The 15663-nt window shown below is 44.5% G+C and carries 15 protein-coding genes; 3 read left to right on the top strand and 12 right to left on the bottom strand.

What is annotated here, in order from left to right:
- Window positions 1–70: 70 nt before the first annotated feature.
- Window positions 71–2371, top strand: a complete 2301-nt coding sequence (locus M2470_RS15085; RefSeq protein WP_280745791.1) for a TonB-dependent receptor — start codon at window positions 71–73, stop codon at window positions 2369–2371.
- Window positions 2372–2438: 67 nt separating this feature from the next.
- On the top strand, window positions 2439–3122 hold the full coding sequence (locus M2470_RS15080; protein ID WP_280745792.1) for an ABC transporter ATP-binding protein: 684 nt from the start codon (window positions 2439–2441) through the stop codon (window positions 3120–3122).
- A 2-nt stretch (window positions 3123–3124) separates the two neighbouring features.
- Here M2470_RS15080 and M2470_RS15075 read toward each other — a convergent pair whose 3' ends face one another.
- The 11 genes from M2470_RS15075 to M2470_RS15025 all read right to left on the bottom strand — a co-directional run bounded on the left by M2470_RS15075 (window position 3125) and on the right by M2470_RS15025 (window position 13539).
- A complete protein-coding gene (locus M2470_RS15075) occupies window positions 3125–3646 on the bottom strand; it encodes a phospholipase D-like domain-containing protein (RefSeq protein WP_280745793.1) in 522 nt (173 codons plus the stop codon).
- A gap of 43 nt (window positions 3647–3689) precedes the next feature.
- Window positions 3690–4787 carry an ABC transporter permease gene (locus tag M2470_RS15070; RefSeq protein WP_280745794.1) on the bottom strand — a complete coding sequence of 366 codons (1098 nt, stop codon included), beginning with the start codon at window positions 4785–4787 and terminating at the stop codon, window positions 3690–3692.
- Entirely contained in the window at window positions 4784–5932 is a 1149-nt protein-coding gene (locus M2470_RS15065; protein ID WP_280745795.1) for an ABC transporter permease, read from the bottom strand. Before M2470_RS15065 ends, M2470_RS15070 begins: the two co-directional genes overlap by 4 nt.
- Window positions 5933–5936: 4 nt before the next feature.
- Window positions 5937–6671 (bottom strand): ABC transporter ATP-binding protein, encoded by a 735-nt coding sequence (locus M2470_RS15060; protein WP_280745796.1) that lies wholly within the window; start codon window positions 6669–6671, stop codon window positions 5937–5939.
- A 19-nt stretch (window positions 6672–6690) separates the two neighbouring features.
- On the bottom strand, window positions 6691–7563 hold the full coding sequence (locus M2470_RS15055) for an ABC transporter ATP-binding protein (protein ID WP_280745866.1): 873 nt from the start codon (window positions 7561–7563) through the stop codon (window positions 6691–6693).
- Window positions 7564–7675: 112 nt separating this feature from the next.
- Window positions 7676–8062, bottom strand: coding sequence for an endonuclease domain-containing protein (locus M2470_RS15050; RefSeq protein WP_280745797.1), 387 nt, complete (start codon window positions 8060–8062; stop codon window positions 7676–7678).
- A 40-nt stretch (window positions 8063–8102) separates the two neighbouring features.
- Window positions 8103–9026, bottom strand: coding sequence for an HlyD family efflux transporter periplasmic adaptor subunit (locus M2470_RS15045; RefSeq protein ID WP_280745798.1), 924 nt, complete (start codon window positions 9024–9026; stop codon window positions 8103–8105).
- Window positions 9027–9030: 4 nt separating this feature from the next.
- Entirely contained in the window at window positions 9031–10350 is a 1320-nt protein-coding gene (locus M2470_RS15040; RefSeq protein ID WP_280745800.1) for a TolC family protein, read from the bottom strand.
- Between the two features lie 3 nt (window positions 10351–10353).
- Complete coding sequence (locus M2470_RS15035) at window positions 10354–11001, bottom strand: TetR/AcrR family transcriptional regulator (RefSeq protein ID WP_280746484.1); 648 nt, start codon at window positions 10999–11001, stop codon at window positions 10354–10356.
- Window positions 11002–11340: 339 nt separating this feature from the next.
- Complete coding sequence (locus M2470_RS15030; RefSeq protein WP_280745802.1) at window positions 11341–12321, bottom strand: glycoside hydrolase family 43 protein; 981 nt, start codon at window positions 12319–12321, stop codon at window positions 11341–11343.
- A gap of 12 nt (window positions 12322–12333) precedes the next feature.
- A complete protein-coding gene (locus tag M2470_RS15025; protein WP_280745803.1) occupies window positions 12334–13539 on the bottom strand; it encodes an L-serine ammonia-lyase in 1206 nt (401 codons plus the stop codon).
- Window positions 13540–13648: 109 nt separating this feature from the next.
- On the opposite strand from M2470_RS15025, the gene M2470_RS15020 reads away from it, so the two are divergent.
- Window positions 13649–15136, top strand: coding sequence for a cobyric acid synthase (locus tag M2470_RS15020; RefSeq protein WP_280745804.1), 1488 nt, complete (start codon window positions 13649–13651; stop codon window positions 15134–15136).
- Here the strand turns inward: M2470_RS15020 and M2470_RS15015 are convergent.
- Complete coding sequence (locus M2470_RS15015; protein ID WP_280745805.1) at window positions 15128–15625, bottom strand: UpxY family transcription antiterminator; 498 nt, start codon at window positions 15623–15625, stop codon at window positions 15128–15130. The two genes, M2470_RS15020 and M2470_RS15015, sit on opposite strands and share 9 nt — an antisense overlap.
- Window positions 15626–15663: the final 38 nt, after the last annotated feature.

Below are 15663 nucleotides of genomic sequence, written 5' to 3'. Positions count from 1 at the left end.
AATGACAGAATAAAGTCTGTCCGAGAAAGACAAAGAACTACTTATTAATTTTCATTTTGATCTATTTTTGATGAAAAGAATTATTTCATTAGCATTGGTGTTATGCTGTGCTTTTTGTATTGTGAAAGCCGAAGATATACCAAACCTCAACCCTTCTGATGCAAATATTGTTGGGCATATATTAGATAAAAAAACGGGTGAACATCTTTCCTTTATGAATGTGTTTTTACAAGGAACAACCATCGGTACATCTACAGATGCAACCGGGCATTATTACCTGAAAAACCTGCCGGAGGGAACCTTTACATTAGTTATGAAATCAATTGGTTATAAAACGATTGAAAAGAAAGTAACATTGAAAAAAGGGAAAACACTTGAAATAAACTTTGATGCGGAAGAAGATGCCGTGTCGCTGGATGGAGTGGTAGTCTCTGCCAACCGGAACGAAACGACCCGCCGCATGGCTCCTTCTCTGGTTAATGTGTTGGACTCAAGAACGTTTGAAACAACCAGTTCGACCTCTTTAGCCGATGGACTGAACTTTCAGCCGGGTGTACGGGTAGAGAATAATTGTCAGAATTGCGGATTCCAGCAGGTGAGAATCAACGGCTTGGAAGGTCCTTACACGCAGATACTGATGGATAGTCGCCCGATCTTTAGTGCATTGACGGGTGTGTACGGATTGGAGCAAATCCCGGCCAATATGATTGAACGGGTGGAGGTTATGCGCGGGGGAGGCTCTGCCTTGTTTGGCTCTTCAGCCATTGCCGGAACCATTAATATTATAACTAAAGAGCCCTTGCGTAATTCGGCGCAAATTGCTCATACGCTAACGATGACAGGAGGTGATCGTCCGGACAATAATACTACCTTTAATGCTTCCCTGGTAACAGATGACCATAAAGCCGGTATCTATATTTTTGGACAAAACCGTTACCGCGCGGCTTATGACCATGACGGAGACGGTTATACCGAACTAGGTAAGCTGGATGCTAAAACCTTGGGATTCCGCTCGTATCTGAAAACAAGTACCTATTCCAAACTCATCTTTGAATATCATAATATTACTGAGTTTCGCAGGGGAGGAAACCTTTTGAACCTGCCGCCTCATGAAACGAATATAACAGAGCAAACCGACCATAATATCAATGGGGGAGGGTTAAAGTTCGACCTGTTCTCTAAAAACTACAAACATCGGCTGAATCTGTATACCTCTGCTCAACATACCAAACGGGATAGCTACTATGGGGCTGATTTTGATGCAGATGCATACGGACATACTACCGACCTAACCTTTGTAGGTGGCGGACAGTATTCGTATGCCTGGGATAAGTGTTTGTTTATGCCGGCTGAGTTTACAGGCGGATTAGAGTATAACTATGACGATCTGCAGGATGAAATGCTAGGCTATAAGCGTACCATAGAGCAGACCGTTCATATAGAGAGTCTTTTCCTTCAAAACGAATGGAAGAACAAGCAATGGAGCTTCCTGATTGGCGGACGTTTGGACAAGCATAATCTGATAGACGGTGTGATATTCAGCCCACGTGCGAACTTACGCTTTAATCCGACAGATGATATCAATATGCGGCTTTCGTATTCCAGCGGTTTCCGTGCACCTCAGGCCTTTGATGAAGACTTGCATATCACAGCTGTAGGAGGAGATGTGGTAATCATCAATCTGGATCCGGATCTGAAGGAAGAAAGCTCACAAAGCCTGAGTGCTTCTGTCGATTACTATCGCCGTTTCGGAGCTGTACAAACCAATTTCCTGTTGGAAGGCTTTTATACCGATCTGCGAAATGTCTTTATTCTGGAAGAACAAGGGCATGACGAAAAAGGTAATGTCCTGATGGAACGCCGCAACGGGAAAGGTGCCCGGGTAATGGGTATAAATGCCGAAGCAAAAATAGCCTATGCCTGGATGCAACTGCAAGCCGGAGCAACCCTGCAACGCAGCCGCTATAAAGAGGCTGAGCAATGGAGTGAAAATGAGAATATAGCTCCTCAGAAGAAGATGTTCCGCTCGCCGGATGTATATGGCTACTTTACCTCTACCTTTACACCTGTTAAGCGCTTCACAGCTTCTCTGACAGGTACCTATACGGGAAGTATGCTGGTGCAGCACATGGCAGGATATATTCCGGAAGACAGGGAAGAAAAGACTCCCGATTTCTTTGATATGAGCCTCAAGCTGGCTTATGATTTTCCGATATACCGCTCGGTAACATTACAGCTAAATGCCGGAGTGAAGAATATCTTTGATGCCTATCAAGACGACTTTGACAAAGGCCCGCAACGTGATGCCGGCTATATGTATGGACCGGGTATACCACGCAGCTACTATATTGGCTGTAAAATTAGTTATTGATTTTTAAGAAAAAAACTGCAACGGGAGAACCTGCTGATACGTCTTATAGGTAAAAGACGTAATAATTATGATCAAGTTAGAGAGTATCAGTAAGTTCTTCCGTACGGAAGAGGTGGAGACAATCGCCCTTCACAAGGTCTCCATGGAAGTGAAAGACAATGAGTTTGTTGCAATCATGGGGCCATCGGGATGTGGCAAGTCTACCTTGCTGAATATCTTTGGCCTATTAGATAGCCCGACAGAAGGGAATTATTATCTCGGAAACCAAGAGGTAGGGCACTTGAGAGAAAGAGAACGAACCTGTATACGAAAGGGGAATATCGGTTTTGTTTTCCAAAGTTTTAATCTGATCGATGAACTGAATATACAGGAGAATGTAGAGCTTCCGTTAACCTATTTAGATGTGAAAGCTTCCGAGCGAAAAAAGAGAGTAGCTCAGGTATTAAAGCGCATGAATATCGGCCATCGGGCACATCATTTTCCTCAGCAACTATCTGGCGGGCAACAACAGCGGGTAGCGATTGCCAGAGCAGTAGTTGCCAGGCCAAAGATCATTCTGGCTGACGAACCTACTGGTAATCTGGATTCGAAAAATGGAAATGAAGTAATGCAGCTGTTGACAGAGTTAAACCGGGAGGGTGCTACAATCGTAATGGTAACCCATTCCATGCATGATGCTTCTTTTGCCCACCGGGTTGTTAATTTATATGACGGAAGCCTTATCTCATCGGCTGTCGGAAGGTATGCGTAAGTTTATTTGATCCGGTCGCCACAGAAGGTTTTACGTTTACATTTGGAACAGAAACTGCCCATCCAGACTGTATCAAACTGGTTAATAGTAGCCTCCACCAGTGCGGGATCTGACGTTAAGATCCCAGCCTCAAAGTTACGTGTATCATCTCCTTTCATACCAATGCCTGCACCTGTCAGGTTGGCCGATCCTATATAGACTGTTTCCAGGTCGAAGATCATCAGTTTAAAATGCACACGGGGGCATAGTACCCTCTCCAGACCGGATGCTAAAGCGGGGTATTTGTCAAAATCTTTCCGAAAATTCGGACCCGGCTCCTTTGCGTGGATCAAACGTATCTCCACTCCTCGCTGTATGAGGTTTGAAAGCACTTTCAGAAAAGGAAAAGAAGCGGTACCCTGTTTCACATACAAGTCTTTGATGTCGGCAGTACCTATCCAGAGTACTTTCCTTACCTTTTGAACCTTATCCAGCACAATGGAGTAGTGTTCACTATTTGCGATATATGTAGATGGGGTATCCATACACTTTCCTATCCTGATACAAAGAAACGAAATATTTGCAGTATCAGCTACTCTTTCGGTAGCCGAAAATGGCTAATATATTGAAGCCTATGGCAAAGAGGCAAATTACTCCAAACTGCTGTAAGAGGTCGTTCAGTCCGCTTCCTTTCAGGTATACCATGCGCATTACGTCTATAAAATAGCGTACGGGATTGAATAACGTGAGTTTTTGCGCCCATTCGGGCATACTGCTTATGGGGGTGAAAAGCCCACTCATCAACGCAAAGATGATGATAAAAAAGAAAGCAGAAAACATGGCTTGTTGCTGGGTAGACGAGATAGACGAAATAGCCAGCCCGAATCCCGTAAAGGCAATCAGGTAGACAGCTGCAAACAGGTAAATAGTTCCAAAACTACCCACGGGAGTGAGCCCGTAAACAATCCAGGTAATGAGGCATCCGATTGTTAATAATATAAATCCGATAATCCAGAAAGGGATCAGTTTGGAGAGCAGGAACATTGATTTGTGTAAGGGGCTGACATTAATCTGCTCTATTGTACCTTTCTCTTTCTCGCTCACAATATTCAGAGCAGAGATAAACCCTCCGATAAGCGTAAGCAAGAATACCATGATACCGGGTACCATATTGAACTTATAATTGAGGTGAGGATTAAAGAGGTAACTCCAGCTAATTCCTTCCGCCATACTTGCATGTCCATAGCCTAACTCCTGATTGAAACTTTGTATGATGTTCGACAAATAAGAGCTGCCCAGTCCTCCCTTTGTTCCGTTGATAGCGTTGGCTGCAATGGAGACTGTAGCCTGCCCTTCCCGTCCCAGTTCCCGCTCAAATCCATTGGGTATTTCCAGCAAAAGGTCTGATTCGTTACTTTCAATGGATGCCAATCCGTCCTGATAGTGGGTAGACACGTCGCTAAGCTTGAAGTAGCCAGAAGAGAGGATCTTTTCCGTCAAACGCTGGGAGTAAACGGAATGATCATTGTCTATGATTCCCAGATTGATGTTCCGCATCTCAAAATTGGCGGCAAAGGGCAGAATCAGCAGTTGCAAAACCGGCATAGCGAAGATAATCTTTGGCAGAAAGCGGTCTCGCCGGATCTGCTTAAATTCTTTCTCCAACAGATATAGTAATGTTCTCATGCTAAACGAATCTTAAAGCGTTTGACACTCACAATGATAATAAAGAGAGCCATGAAGAGCAGGATACCCACCTCCGGCAGGATAGCTTCTAAGCCTAAACCTTTTATCATTACGTCTTTTACAGCAATGATATACCACTTGGCCGGTACGATATTGGATAGTATTTGTAGTATCCAGGGCATATTTTCGATAGGAAATATCATACCACTTAACAGCATAACCGGAAGCATTAACACCATTCCGCTGATTAGCATAGCAGCCTGCTGGGTGTCTGTTATAGTGGAAATTAGCAATCCCAAACAGAGGGAAACAATGGCATATAATATGGATAATGCAACTAACAGCCACAGGCTGCCAACGATAGGAACATCCAACAAAAAACGCGACAAGAACAGGATGGTCCCGATATTTATAATGCTGATAAGCAGGTAGGGAACGGCCTTTGCCAGGATAATATAAACAGGTTTGAGGGGAGAAACCAGCAGCACCTCCATGGTGCCAAGTTCCTTCTCCCTGACAATGCCTACAGAGGTCATCAAAGCACAGATCAGAATGAGTACTAAGCCCATAACCCCCGGTACAAAGTTGTATGCCCCTTTCATCTGCGGATTATAAAGCAGGCTGACAGTAGGTGTAATGCCAGGTTGCACATTGCTTACCGAGATGGTTTCCTGAGCCATGCCGGATGATGCTATAATAGCTGTGGCATACTGAACAAGTAAGGTAGCTTCATTGGGGTCAGTTGCATCTACGAGTATTTGCACTCCACCCTGCAACCCACCCCCCAACCCCCTAAAGGGGGGGCTAACTGCGGATCTCCATATTACCCCCCCTTTAGGGGGCTGGGGGATGATTGCTATCTTGATCTTCCCCTGCCGGAAGAGGCTTTCTACTTCTTCGTAGCTCTTTGCTGAGGTATACAGATCGAAGTATTCGCTGGCTTGTAACTGCTCTATAAGCTTTGTGGTTACATTGTCTCTATTGTAGTCGAGGACTGCCATAGGTGTACTCTTGATTTCCGTAGAGATGGCGTATCCGAAAAGGATAATCAGTACAATGGGGATAACCAGTATAATGATGGTTGTGCGTATATCACGGAAAATGTGATAAAACTCTTTTCTGATGAAGGATATAAACTGTTTCATAGGCTTATTCTCCTCGGGTTGCTTTCCTTGCTAATGCCTGGAATACTTTGTTCATATTTGCTGCTTTATAGGTGGTTTTCAACACAGAAGGTCTGTCAAGTGCTTCTATTCTTCCATCTACCATAATAGACACACGGTGGCAGTATTCCGCTTCATCCATGTAATGTGTAGTAACAAAGATGGTGATGCCACGTGCAGAGGCTTCGTAAATCAGCTCCCAGAATTGCCGACGTGTGATGGGGTCTACTCCTCCTGTAGGTTCATCCAGGAATACAATTTTAGGTTCATGAATGATTGCTACTGAGAAAGCCAGTTTCTGCTTCCAGCCCAAGGGTAGTGCATCCACAAGGGTTTCTCGTTCCTGTTCCAGTTCCAAGGTGTGCAGAAGTTCGTCTGTTTTAGAGGCTAACTGCTTTCTGGAGAGGCCGTAGATTCCTCCGAACAGCCGGATATTCTCCCATACTTTCAGATTGCCGTAGAGTGAGAACTTCTGGCTCATGTACCCGATATGCTTCTTAATTTGTTCTCCTTCTTTGTAAACGTCATATCCGGCTACTGTAGCCTCGCCTGATGTAGGAGTGGATAAGCCGCAGAGCATACGCATAGCGGTAGTTTTTCCGGCTCCGTTGGCACCTAGAAATCCGAATATTTCGCCGCTTTCCACTTCAAAGCTGATACGGTCTACAGCTGTAAAGTTTCCAAAACGTTTTGTTAGTTCTTTTACCTCTATTGCGTTCATCCAAAATAATGATAAAAGGTTAATGATTAGCGATTAACTCCATGAAACAATCTTCTATGCTTGGGTCGATAAGCTTGATACCTATGTCTTTGTAGCCTTTTTCCAGCAGAAGGTTTTGTAGGGCTTGTATGCCGGGAGCATCTGGTTTTAATGTCAGATGGTGTGAATCGCCGAAGGCATAACAGGACTCGCTTCCTTCCCACTTTCTTATATCCCCCAATAGCTTGAACATCTCGCTGGAATGTATGCTATATAGCGTTTTGCTGAATGACTGGCGGATATGAGCCGGTGTGTCTACCGAAAGAAACTCTCCCGAGCGCATCAGAGCGATCCGGTCACAACGCGAAGCCTCGTCCATATAGGGAGTGGAGACAAGGATGGTGATACCTTGCTTCGTCAGCCTGTCCAGCATATCCCAAAACTCGGTACGTGATACCGGGTCTACTCCTGTTGTCGGTTCATCGAGGAATAAGACTTCCGGACGATGGATCAGGGCGCAACACAGCGCCAACTTCTGCTTCATCCCTCCGGATAGCTTTCCGGCTCGTCGTTTTTTGAAAGGTTCTATTTGTACATAAATATCACGTATCAAATCGTAATTTTCCTTGACAGTTGTCTGAAATACAGAAGCAAAAAAGCTGAGGTTTTCTTCTATCGAAAGATCTTGATACAGCGAGAAGCGCCCCGGCATATAACCTACCCTCCGGCGTATCTCTTTCCAGTCTCTAACGACATCTAAGCCACAAACAGAGGCCGACCCGCCATCCGGCAACAATAAGGTTGTAAGGATACGAAACAGTGTTGTTTTCCCCGCTCCATCCGGACCGATAATACCAAACAACTCCCCAGGTTTCACCTCCAGAGAAATACCCTGTAAGGCAGCCCCCAGCATTCCACCCCCCAACCCCCTAAAGGGGGGGCAATATGGGGATCCGCAGTTAGCCCCCCCTTTAGGGGGTTGGGGGGGAGGTTTGGGTTTGGGCGTATACGATTTATATATTTTTTCAATCTTTATCGTTCTCATGGCTTAATGCTTTAGCTATCTTTTTTAATACGCTGTCAATGTCAAACAGAACTTCTTCATTAGTAAAACGAATTACTCTAATGCCTAATTCTTCTAATTCGTGCTCTCTGTTTTTGTCGTATTCATATTGTTCAGGTACCCTATGGTAACTTCCATCTACCTCTATTACAAGCTTTATTTTATGACAATAGAAATCTGCTATAAAGTATAAGATAGGATGTTGCCTTTTGAAACGATATCCATGGAATTGCTTACCTGATAAAAATTGCCATAAATACTTTTCAGCTTCCGTTTCTTGAAGCCTTAATTCTTTTGCCAATTCAAATAAAATAGGAGGAGCCCCATAAAACATTGATTCTTTATTCATAATATTTCTTTTATAAGTAAAAAACAGGAAAGTCCCCCCTTTAGGGGGTTAGGGGGTGATTTGGGTTAAACTCCACTTCCCCATACTGTCCGATCTTTAGGTATCTGTCGTTTTTGACGGCTATCTTGATGGCGTATACTAGGTTGGCTCGTTCGTCTTTGGTTTGGATGCCTTTGGGGGTGAATTCGGACTTGTCGGATATCCAGGTGATGGTGCCGGGATATTCGCGTTGCTCTATTTCTCCGTAATCGGCAAATACCCGTACGCTTTGTCCTGTCTTTAATTGTGTTAGTTGTCCTGCCGTGATGTAAGCGCGTAAATAGAGCAGGTCTGTGTCTGCTATCTTGTAGAGTGGCTTTCCGGCGGCTGTTACTTCTCCGGGCTCTGCATATTTAGTTAATACTGTGCCGGTTTGTGGGTTCACGATCCTGCACTTTTGCAGTTGGTTGTCTAATTGCATGATTTGGTATTGCAAGCCTTCCGCTTCTGCATCTGTACTGCCGGAAGTCTTGTTTAATGTGGAATATTGAGCGTCCAGTTGCTTTTGTAAGTACTTGATGTTGTTTATAATGTCATCCAGCTGTTTCTGGTTTCCGGCTTTGGCATTCACTAGGTTTTCCATGCGTTGCTGCTCTGTGCGTGCTGTGGCTATTTGTTGCTCCAGAGCTGCTATTTGCTTGCGGATGTCCGGTTTACGAATGTCTACAGCCTTTAGCCCGGCAGCCAGTTGCATCTTCTGCAAATGTAGATGTATACTGTCTACATAGCCGAGATATGCTCCTGCTTCCAGGCGATCTCCTTCCTGTATATTCAACTCCATAATCCGACCGTTCACCTCTGATGAAACCAATATCTCGGTTGCTTCAAAAACGCCTGTAGTATCAAAGGAACCTTGATTGTTCCGGCATGCCGTACTGCCTGCCAGTATAAGAATGGCTAATGCCAAATAAGTCACTCGTTTCATTTGCTTATTGATTATTCGTTGTGTACATATAATTATAAATAGCCATCAGTTGTTGTATCCGATGGGTAGCAGCCGTTTGCTTTGCCATATCTTCGGCATGTATTTCCCGTATCAGGTCGGTTACGGAAATAACGCCGTTCTCCAGCTTTACTTCTGCAGCTTTCTTGATGCTCTCCCGCAGGCGTACGATTTCATAGTCAGTATTCAGTAACTCGTTCATTTTTTGTATTTCTGTATTCTGTTGTACTACCTGTAGGGATGTGTTGAATAAAAAGGTTTCCCTTTGCATATCAATGGCTTGGCGATTGATTTCTATCCTCCGGCGATCATTATTCAAGGTGTAAAACTTTCCGATGTTCCACGACAGGCGTACACCGGCAATGTAGAAGGGCTCGAAGCTGTCTTTCAGCATATTCAATCCTGGCCTGCCATAGCCCCCCTGCACAAATAGTCCTAAACGCGGCATGAGTCCTGCTGTGATTTGTTTGTTTTGTACATCCAATAAATGGTTCTTAGCATCCAAGGCGCGTAGTTCCGGGCGCTCCACCCCCCAACCCCCTGAAGGGGGGGTAATATGGGATGCCGCAGTTAGTCCCCCCTTCAGGGGGTTGGGGGGTGGAGCGAGGAGGGGTGGGGTCTCATTTATCAATACCCCAAGCATCTGCCCGTAGGCCGTGCGACTGGCTTTCAGTTCTATTTCCCGTTGGCGGGTATTTAGTAGTTCTACTTGCATACTTTCCAGGTCGGACTGGTTGGCTATTCCATTGTCTATCATAGCTTTGATCTTGTCTATGTTTACCTGTAACTCTTTCTGCAAGGTGGCGTTTTGAAGCAATAGTTCGTCTTGTAGTAAACAGCCGAAATAGAGTTGGTTTACGCGATCTATCAGTGGGTATAAGTCACTTTCGAGCTGTTCCCGTTCGGCTGTTGCCTGAGCGCGTGACAACTCGCGTGAAGATTGAATAATGCCTCCGTCCCAGATGGTTTGGCTTACTTCTGCTGTCACTTGGTACTGATCTTTGCTCAGAGTTGGGATTGTGAATCTTGGGATGAGGGCAGATAACATATCACTGTCGAACGGTAACTTAGTTACATCGCTCTGGTACGAGGCCTTTGCATTGATCGCCACTTGCGGTAACCACCCTTTGGCAGCGTTTGAGAGGTTGTATTGTTCTGTTTGGCCGATCAGTCCGTATTGCTTGATTTGGGGATAGTTTGCGCGTGCCAGCTCATAGCATTGTGTAATGGTGATGGCTTCCTGTCCTTTTATGTGGTTGTTCAACAGGAAAGTAATCATAATGAGGCATAAACAAATACGTTTCATACGTCAGATGGGTTTGATAGGTGATGAATTGTTGGGTGTAAGTAGATAAAGCATGATTTCCGTGATTAGTTTTTCCCGGTTCAACAGGAAATCTTTGAAGGCTGCTTCGTTGTTATCCATAAATACCTTGGTGAGGGGTGTTTTCAGCAAAAAGGGGAAAAGAACCAAGCTAAGCAAAGTGGAAGCAATGTCGACCAGAGGTCTTTTTTGAATCAACCCTTGTTCCATTTCCTCATAGATCTGTTCTCGTAATCGCAGGAGAGGCTCTATTTTAGATGGATTTTTCAGTATGGCATGAAAAAGATGCTCCGGATCTCTGTTTATTTCGCTTACTACAAATATGGGAAATAACATATTCTGTCTGATTGCCTGCAAATACTGTGTGACGATAGCAGGAGCCTTTTCCAGAACAGAACTCTTCTCGTTGATGATTGTTTCTATATTAGGCAAAAGGTGCTTCATCAACTGCTCGAATATAGCCTCGAACAAGGTCTCTTTGGTGCGGAAGTAGTAATGCAGCGATGTACGGCTAATACCCACTTCGTCAGCAATATCCTTCATCGTTGTAGCCACATATCCTTTCCGTACGAATACTACTTTAGCCGCCTCTATAACTCTGGTTTCCATATTGTTTGTATCATCCGTTCCCATTTTCTATAGATGTTATTTAATGTTTTGACTGATTTGTTTGACACATATGTCAAATATATAGTGAAAAAGCAATATAGTACTTCTCTATCTTTCTCTTTTATATATATTTAACGGAAGGGAAAGTAGGCTAGAATCTTTTGTATTTATATAGTACGCGAAGGAAATACGTTTTGTTTTTATAACAAATTTTGACGTGTGATTGACGGTCTGCCGCTTTGCCCTATTTTACAGGGATGTATAGGGGCTAAAAATCGCATGCATACGTTTTACAAAACGCATGCATGTGATCTTGAAAACGCATGCGTGCGATTTTTCAATAGCACGTATGCGATTTTTTTATTACTTATTTATGGTTCGTGAGGCTACGCCTTCGAAAGTTATTTTAACAGGGTTTATGAATCCTTTGTCGTCGAATGTCATTTTTTCAATACAGGTTGCGCGATGATCCCGGGCCTTGTCATTCAGCGGGCGGCGATGGTATACGATGTAGTAATCTTCCGATCCGGGGACGTGCATAATTGAATGGTGTCCGGCACTAGTGGCCACTTCAGGGTCTTGTTCAAGTATTTTAGCGATCCTGTTAAACGGACCGAAAGGTGAATCGGCTATGGCATAAGCCACGCAATAATCCGGGCCGCCCCAGCCCCCTTCGCTCCACATGAAGTAATACTTGCCGTTTTTCTTGAACATGAAAGGGCCTTCTACGTAGTTTTCGGGCGTTACTTCCTTGTATATTTCGCCATCTTCAAAGGGTACTAATCCGGTGAAGTCATCGTTTAGCTTTACGATATTACAATGCCTCCAACCACCGTAATACATGTAGTATGTGTCATCATCGTCGCGGAATACGAACTGGTCGATCGGTTGTGCCCCATTGATGATCTCGTTTATCAGGGGCTTTCCCAACAAATCTTTGTAGGGACCTTCCGGACGGTCGCTGACAGCTACTCCGATACCGCCTACTTCGCCCTCGTGTACATCGTTGGCACTGAACAGGAAGTAATATTTTCCGTCTTTACGGATAACCGATGGAGCCCACATAGCACGTTTGGCCCATTTTACTTCTGTAGTGTCAAGTATGCTGGGATGCTTTGTCCAGTTTACCAGGTCTTTAGATGAGAAGCAATCGAAAAATATCTGGTTCTCGTAAAGATCACTCCAGGTGGGATAAACCCAATAGGTATCATCATAGATAATCCCTTCCGGATCGGCATACCATCCCTCGAATATAGGGTTACCACTTGTTTCTACTTCTTTGGCAACTTGTTTGCACGAAAAGAAAAGACAAGCAATCGCCAGATAACAAATAAGCGTTTTCATAATTTATTTAGTTTATTGTTTACCTTTTACAATGGCTAAGCCTCCTTCGGAGGTTTCTTTATACAGACTGGGTAAATCGTGTCCTGTCTGACGCATTACCTCTACTACTTGGTCGAAACTTACCCGGTGGCGGCCATCAGAGAAGTTGGAGTAGGTGTTGGCGTCCAATGCACGGGCAGCAGCAAAGGCATTACGTTCTATACAAGGGATTTGTACCAATCCGCAAACCGGGTCGCAAGTGAGTCCCAGGTGATGTTCGAGTCCCATTTCTGCTGCGTATTCTATTTGGGCAGCCGTACCTCCGAATAGTTGACTGGCGGCTGCAGCAGCCATGGCACAAGCCACACCGATCTCTCCCTGACAACCTACTTCTGCTCCGGAGATAGAGGCATTTGTACGCACCACATTACCAAACAAACCGGCAGTAGCCAAGGCATGTAATATACGTGAATCGCGAAACTCCCGGCTGTCTTTCAGGTGGTATAAAACAGAAGGCATCACTCCGCAAGAACCACAAGTGGGAGCTGTTACAATCTTGCCTCCGCAAGCATTTTCTTCGGATACTGCCAATGCGAATGCATATACCATACCGCGACTTTTGATACTGCTTCCATAGCCTTTGGCACGTATGAGATAATCGGATGCTTTCCTGCGAATACCCAGTCCGCCGGGAATGATTCCTTCCGTTTCCAGTCCGCGAAGTACCGCTTCCTGCATCACTTTCCATACTTCGTTCAGGTAATCCCATATCTCGCTGCCTTCCCGCTGTTCTACGTATTCCCAATACGAGTGTCCGGTTGTTTGGCACCATTGCTGGATCTCCCGTATGGTACTCATTTCGTAAATGTCGACAGTTTTTTGTTCGTTGAAGGTTTCATTGGCCAATGTGCCTCCTCCGATGCTGTAGATACTCCAGGCCTCCATCATTTTGTCGTTGCTGTCGAACGACTCGAAGAACATACCGTTTGGGTGGAAGGGCAAAACGATTTGGGGTTCCCATACCAGTGTAGTAGGAGCTACCGGCTCCAGTATTTCCAGTATTGCTTTATCTGTCATGTGACCTACCCCTGTGGCAGCCAGGCTACCGTATAAGGTAACAGTAAATCTGGCCGCTTCTTTGTTGCGTTCCAGAAACATCTGAGCGGCTCGTCTTGGCCCCATCGTATGGCTACTTGACGGCCCGTGGCCTATCCTGAATATTTGCTTTATTGATTCCATTCGTTTTGTGTTTTTTATGTTAGGATACAGTACATTAAATGAAGTCACAAAAGTACATAATTAACTTTAAGAAATATCATTAATTTTGTGACTTATAAAATAGTGATAGATGATACAGCGTTTAAGACCCATTATGTTTGTAGGAACCTGTTCGGATGCGGGAAAGAGTGTTATAGCAGCGGCTTTTTGCCGGATCTTCAAACAAGATGGCTATACACCGGCTCCCTTTAAGGCACAGAATATGTCGTTGAATTCGTATTCAACCCCGGAAGGTGGCGAGATGGGGCGTGCCCAAGTCGTTCAGGCTGAGGCGGCAGGTATTGCTCCGCATACAGATATGAATCCTGTTTTGCTAAAACCTAACCATGACACCAATTCACAAGTTGTATTGCATGGAAAGCCGGTAGGCAATATGTCGGCAAAGGATTATTTTGGAAAGGAAAACCCCAAAGAAGCCTTGTTTCAGGAAGTCAGAAAAGCCTTCAAACGCTTGGAGAAGCAATATAACCCGATCGTTATGGAAGGAGCAGGTAGTATTTCCGAACTTAATCTTCGCGATCGCGATATCACAAACATGCGTATGGCGCTGGCAGCAGGAGCCAATACCTATCTGATAGCCGATATCGACAGGGGAGGGGTCTTCGGATCCGTATATGGTACGATTGCTTTGTTGCCTCCTGAAGAAAAAGCCCTGATAAAGGGGATTATTATCAATAAATTCAGAGGAGATATCTCCCTGTTTGACGATGGGAAGAAGATATTGGAAGAGCTGACCGGTGTTCCTGTAGTTGGCATAATCCCATACTTCCGTGATATAAAGATTGAAGAAGAAGATGCTGTAGCGCTTGATATGAAGAATAATACCTGGTGCGAAGGCAAGATCAATGTCGCTATAATCCTGCTTAGACGGATGTCTAATTTTACCGATTTTGATGTTTTGGAGATGGATCCCCGCTTCAACCCCTATTATACCCATGATATTCAGGAAATAGAAAAGGCGGATATCATTATCCTTCCCGGTAGCAAGAATACCTTGTCTGATTTGCAGACACTCCGGGAAAATGGTATTGCAGACGCAATCGTAAAAGCTTACAAGAATGGCAAAAAGGTAATTGGCGTTTGCGGGGGCTATCAGATGATGGGTGTACAATTGGAAGATCCGGATGGGGTAGAGGGGGATATCCTGCTTATGCCGGGTTTAGGTTTGTTGCCTTTGAAAACCGTTCTTGAGAAAGAGAAAGTTACCCGCCAAAGCCAGTTTGTCTTTTTACCCAATGCAGCAGATACCCCCTGCAAAGGATACGAAATACACATGGGACAAACTTCGCTAATGGATGGAGCAGAGTCAAAACCGCTAGTAAAACAAGCAAACGGAAATACAGATGGCTACTACCTGAATCAAAACTGCTGGGGAAGCTATATACATGGCATCTTCGACAATTCGGTAGTTCTGGATCATCTGGATAAGGAGTTCACCCCCTCGGAGGTATCAAGCTCCTTCGATTATACAGCTTTCAAAAACGAACAATATGACAAATTAGCCAGCTTGGTACGGGCGCATGTAAACATGGAAGAGGTGTATAAACAATTACTTTAGACGCTTGACTGGTGCAACGTCTTCCAAGCTAACACTAACGGATACTCCCATTTGTTCGAGATAAAGAAGCAGGTATTTCTTTTTGATTTTCTTTACTTTTCCTGATACGTGCTTCATGGCTCCTGTCAGTATCTCTACCTCTTCTCCTACCATAAGGGTGCGATTGGCGGCCTGTTCCAGGAATTCTTTGATAGCATCTATCTCTTTCTGACGGATAACAGCCGGTTTTCCATTGTAAAAAACAATGCGTGATACTCCGTAGATCTTTATCATGTCACGTATTTCGTGTTCCTGACACTTAACGAATATATAGGAGTTAAACAGAGGTACTTCTACTACCTTTACCCGGTCGGACCATACACGCCGAGCCTGGTGCAGGGGCAACCAGCACTCATATCCCTTAGCCATAATCCTTTCTTTTACTTGTTTCTCGGCTCTGGCTGATGTATATAGGACATACCAATTCGTAATATTTGATTTCGGTTTCATTATTTTGGTTGTTTGCGAACACAGTGTAAATATTATTT

It is taken from the genome of Parabacteroides sp. PH5-46 (assembly GCF_029892785.1).
In the GTDB taxonomy this organism is placed as follows: Bacteria; Bacteroidota; Bacteroidia; order Bacteroidales; family Tannerellaceae; genus DFXE01.
The sequence above is the reverse complement of the archived record's forward strand: the minus strand, read 5'-3'. Positions and strand labels throughout refer to the sequence as shown.

Coding starts and splice junctions, on each gene's coding strand:
- M2470_RS15085 (WP_280745791.1), top strand. CDS start 71: ATGAAAAGAATTATTTCATTAGCATTGGTGTTATGCTGTGCTTTTTGT.
- M2470_RS15080 (WP_280745792.1), top strand. CDS start 2,439: ATGATCAAGTTAGAGAGTATCAGTAAGTTCTTCCGTACGGAAGAGGTG.
- M2470_RS15075 (WP_280745793.1), bottom strand. CDS start 3,646: ATGGATACCCCATCTACATATATCGCAAATAGTGAACACTACTCCATT.
- M2470_RS15070 (WP_280745794.1), bottom strand. CDS start 4,787: ATGAGAACATTACTATATCTGTTGGAGAAAGAATTTAAGCAGATCCGG.
- M2470_RS15065 (WP_280745795.1), bottom strand. CDS start 5,932: ATGAAACAGTTTATATCCTTCATCAGAAAAGAGTTTTATCACATTTTC.
- M2470_RS15060 (WP_280745796.1), bottom strand. CDS start 6,671: ATGAACGCAATAGAGGTAAAAGAACTAACAAAACGTTTTGGAAACTTT.
- M2470_RS15055 (WP_280745866.1), bottom strand. CDS start 7,563: ATGCTGGGGGCTGCCTTACAGGGTATTTCTCTGGAGGTGAAACCTGGG.
- M2470_RS15050 (WP_280745797.1), bottom strand. CDS start 8,062: ATGAATAAAGAATCAATGTTTTATGGGGCTCCTCCTATTTTATTTGAA.
- M2470_RS15045 (WP_280745798.1), bottom strand. CDS start 9,026: ATGAAACGAGTGACTTATTTGGCATTAGCCATTCTTATACTGGCAGGC.
- M2470_RS15040 (WP_280745800.1), bottom strand. CDS start 10,350: ATGAAACGTATTTGTTTATGCCTCATTATGATTACTTTCCTGTTGAAC.
- M2470_RS15035 (WP_280746484.1), bottom strand. CDS start 11,001: ATGGGAACGGATGATACAAACAATATGGAAACCAGAGTTATAGAGGCG.
- M2470_RS15030 (WP_280745802.1), bottom strand. CDS start 12,321: ATGAAAACGCTTATTTGTTATCTGGCGATTGCTTGTCTTTTCTTTTCG.
- M2470_RS15025 (WP_280745803.1), bottom strand. CDS start 13,539: ATGGAATCAATAAAGCAAATATTCAGGATAGGCCACGGGCCGTCAAGT.
- M2470_RS15020 (WP_280745804.1), top strand. CDS start 13,649: ATGATACAGCGTTTAAGACCCATTATGTTTGTAGGAACCTGTTCGGAT.
- M2470_RS15015 (WP_280745805.1), bottom strand. CDS start 15,625: ATGAAACCGAAATCAAATATTACGAATTGGTATGTCCTATATACATCA.